This is a genomic window from Nodularia harveyana UHCC-0300, from assembly GCF_034931085.1.
GTDB lineage: Bacteria > Cyanobacteriota > Cyanobacteriia > Cyanobacteriales > Nostocaceae > Nodularia > Nodularia harveyana.
The window spans coordinates 1-3,474 of the sequence record NZ_JAYGHG010000065.1 but is presented as its reverse complement, the minus strand read 5'-3'; the positions used below and the strand labels follow the sequence as shown (position 1 = coordinate 3,474).

Genomic DNA, 3,474 nt, shown 5'->3' with positions numbered 1-3,474 from the left:
TCCAACTACAACAGAAATGGTTGATAAACTAATCTCAGTTGCACTCGACTTAATCAATCCTCAACATTTAAGAAACTGGTTTGCTAGTTGCTGCTACTGTACTTCATAATAGCCGGAAATGCTGTATCTAGCAGGAACACTATATTAAATTTCGCATTTATTTCATATCACTACACCCTACACCCTACACCCAATACCCTTTTATCCCTCTTCGCCAATAGCCCGATAATAAGCAGAAATCGCCGCTTCTTGCTCACTACGGAGTGTATAGCGTCGAAATGCTCTCTCGCTTTGATGTCCCGTCAGTTTCCGAGCATGGGTAGGGTCAATACCCAACAGTAATAAATCAGTCGCATAGGTATGACGAAAAGAGTGAGGATGCAAACCTTCAACTTCAGCAAGTTCACCTATTTTTTCGATAGCAAAGTAAACGCCATGATAACTCAAGCGCTGTCCTTGATATGAAGCATGATGTGAAATCATTAATGGACTGAGGCTATTTAATTGTTCACCGAGTTCTTGGCGCGATCGCAAATACTCCGTTACAGCTTCTCGGCTTTGTTTTCGCAACGGTACTAAGCGTGGTTCATTAGTTTTCGTATCTGGTAAAAACAGTACCTTCCCATCAAAAGACCCAACATTTAACAGTACAACTTCCCCAGCCCGGAGTCCATGACTGAGAATGTGAACCATTGCTGTATCCCGTTGTTTTGTTTCTCCCAGAAACTCCAACGCTGACCATACCCGTTGCATTTCTTCTGGCGTTAAACTTTGAGCAGGAGGTAGGGGAATTTTTTCTAGTTTTATCCCTAGTGTGGGATTGGTAGCAATAATTTCAGGATAGGTATAACACATCCACTTAAAAAAGCTTTTCAGAGCCGCAATTCCCGCATTCATGCTGCTTTTAGCCAGAGGTTTACCAGTATCAGTACGTACATCATCGCGCAGGTACTCTTTGTACTGCCCAAAATGACGTGGACGCAGCTCATGATAGTGCAGTTCTGTCCAAGCCAAAAACCGCTTCAGTTCTCGTTCGTAGAGCTTACGGCTGTTAGGCGCAAGGTTATTGCTGCGTAAAAACTCCTGTACCTTCACAAAACGAATATCAGTGGGTGCTGTTATCCTTTTTGATTGGCTACTCAATTTTGTAGAAGTATGAGCAGATGCGGCATTGTCATTTTCCAGTAGAATGAGTTTAATCGGTGGTAATGAATCGTTTTCTAAACTATCAGGCGATCGCATTTATTGACTTCCCAATTAAATATTACACACCAGCTTCAGTAAATGCTTGGTTCAAAGCATCAATCAAATCCAACTGTTCTGACCATTCTGCCAGGTATATATAATCCAAACTTTCAGCTTGCAACTTCAGTATCCCCAAGACATCGCGCCACTGTTTTTCCGATTGACTCCCCCTACCCCACCGTAACTTCTGTAAAATTGTATCTTCTGGGGAAGCCACCCAAAACGCAGGTATACCTTCTAAATCGATGAGCCTGCGACGTGCCATCTGAGACACTGCAAATGGCGAAACATCAGTGATATATAAGTCTGCATTCGCAATAGTTTCGGTATGAGTGATATTCAGCATTCGTTCACTTCCTTGCTTTAAACCCTCAACCGCACCTGCTGGACAATAGTATCCCGCACCTTCAAGTGTCGCTACCAACACATCGATTTGGTCAGATTGGACTGAAATTACCAAATCTAAATCACGAGTGGAACGAGGTTCACCGTGCAGCGAAGATGCAACACCACCACTTACATAGTAAGGAATATTAGTGGACTCAAAAATTTGGTGTAATTCTGCTGCCAACGAGATTGAATCCTGAATCCACATATTTTCATCATTACCTTGGGGGTGAAAATCAAAAGAATACTTTTCTGCTAAGACAGCACGGGTAAAAACACGACGAATTTCCTCCACAGACGCGCCACGGTGTCGGGATTTAATTCCTACAAGGCAAAGTTTCTTCACTCCACGCTCATGAACAACGAACATTTCTAAGCGTTGTTTGAGCGAAAGTTGTCGTAGGCGAGCAAACAGATATTTATCTGCCTCAATGTTCGTATCACTGGCCTGTGGCTGGTAATTTAGTTTTGAAGCCCGGAGCAAGGGGGATAATTCCGATGGAGATTCAACCCCACCTGTTGCCCTAACTTTCGCCTGCGTCTTCGTTGAACCTCTTCCCCTAATTAAATCGGCGTTTGCGGACATACAACCTCTAACCTGCGAATCAACCCTATGGTCTCATGAAAATCATACAGTAAAAGAGGGTAGAACACAAAATAAGAAACTCTTATCTTACATCCGATAAAAAATCCGATTAATATCCCCTACCCCCAGACGCTCGACTTTCGGTCAAGTGTCGTGTCGGTTCGCAGACAACAGCTTAGAAACCCTATAAATCCGTTAAAAATTTTTCAATTAGTCTGCGAACCAACATTATGCGTGAACAAAGGACATTGACAAATCAGCGCAAGCTATCGCTTAAGGATAAATTAAGTGTTTCAGCCTTCTTTGTGGTCAGCTTATGGTGTAAGTTACACCATCACGCGACCGCGCAAGCGCTGAGAGGATGTTTTAAAAGTCAGAGTGAGGTAAAAATTATGCCAGCCGTCGAACCATGATACGAATCATAGCAACATAGATGAATGTCTCCGAAGTTTCGGGTAGTCGTTCATAATCCTTACTTAAACGCCGACACCAATTAAGCCAGCCAAAAGTACGCTCAACAACCCAACGCTTAGGTAAATGGACAAAACCCCTTTTCTCCAAGGGTCTGAGGACAATTACTACAATCTAGCGAAACATATCCATCACCCAACGCATAAATTGTTCTCCTCGGTATCCTCCATCCATCCAAATGGTGTTTAAGCGTTGAACCTGATTGCGTGTATCGTAAACTCGGTTAAGAACTTTTTTCGCTCCTTCACGTTCTGGAAGACTAGCAGACATTACCAATACCCGCAGAACCAGACCTAGCATATCCACACTAACCCTCTTCTGTCACTTTCCGGCTATTCTGAATAAAAGAATAAAAAAAGAAAACCCTGAAAGGTAAGTAGGGCAATGGATGTAGAATTACAAATTTTGAAACATTTGGCAAGAGATGCTCACCCAACAGTTGCCACCATAGATGAATATTGTGCAGAGTATAAAGACCTGTTTAAAGAAGTAAGAAATTATGAGTGCTTCAAATATTTACATCTGGGAATAATGTCCCAAATTCAAAGAAAATCATTACCAGAGATAGCGAAAGTAGTAAGTATAAAATCTGCACAGTCGTTACATCATTTTCTAGCCAATTCAGATTGGTCAGTAAATAATTTAAAACAACGAAGATTACAGCATTTCCGGCTATTATGAAGTACAGTAGCAGCAACTAGCAAACCAGTTTCTTAAATGTTGAGGATTGATTAAGTCGAGTGCAACTGAGATTAGTTTATCAACCATTTCTGTTGTAGTTGGAG

At 42.0% G+C, this 3,474-nt stretch carries 3 protein-coding genes and 2 pseudogenes; 1 reads left to right on the top strand and 4 read right to left on the bottom strand.

Annotated features, from left to right (window positions below):
* Nucleotides 1-201: 201 nt before the first annotated feature.
* The 4 genes and pseudogenes from VB620_RS20780 to VB620_RS20920 all read right to left on the bottom strand — a co-directional run bounded on the left by VB620_RS20780 (nt 202) and on the right by VB620_RS20920 (nt 2,989).
* A complete protein-coding gene (locus tag VB620_RS20780) occupies nt 202-1,242 on the bottom strand; it encodes a tyrosine-type recombinase/integrase (protein WP_323198053.1) in 1,041 nt (346 codons plus the stop codon).
* Nucleotides 1,243-1,264: 22 nt separating this feature from the next.
* Nucleotides 1,265-2,218, bottom strand: coding sequence for a hypothetical protein (locus tag VB620_RS20775; RefSeq protein ID WP_323198052.1), 954 nt, complete (start codon nt 2,216-2,218; stop codon nt 1,265-1,267).
* Between the two features lie 390 nt (nt 2,219-2,608).
* Nucleotides 2,609-2,764: pseudogene (locus VB620_RS20925) on the bottom strand (transposase); the annotation flags it as partial.
* 39 nt (nt 2,765-2,803) lie between these two features.
* Nucleotides 2,804-2,989: a hypothetical protein gene (locus tag VB620_RS20920; RefSeq protein WP_407674287.1), complete on the bottom strand. Its 186-nt coding sequence runs from the start codon at nt 2,987-2,989 to the stop codon at nt 2,804-2,806.
* Between the two features lie 84 nt (nt 2,990-3,073).
* Here VB620_RS20920 and VB620_RS20765 point away from each other — a divergent pair.
* Nucleotides 3,074-3,361: pseudogene (locus tag VB620_RS20765) on the top strand (IS701 family transposase); the annotation flags it as partial.
* Between the last annotated feature and the right edge of the window lie 113 nt (nt 3,362-3,474).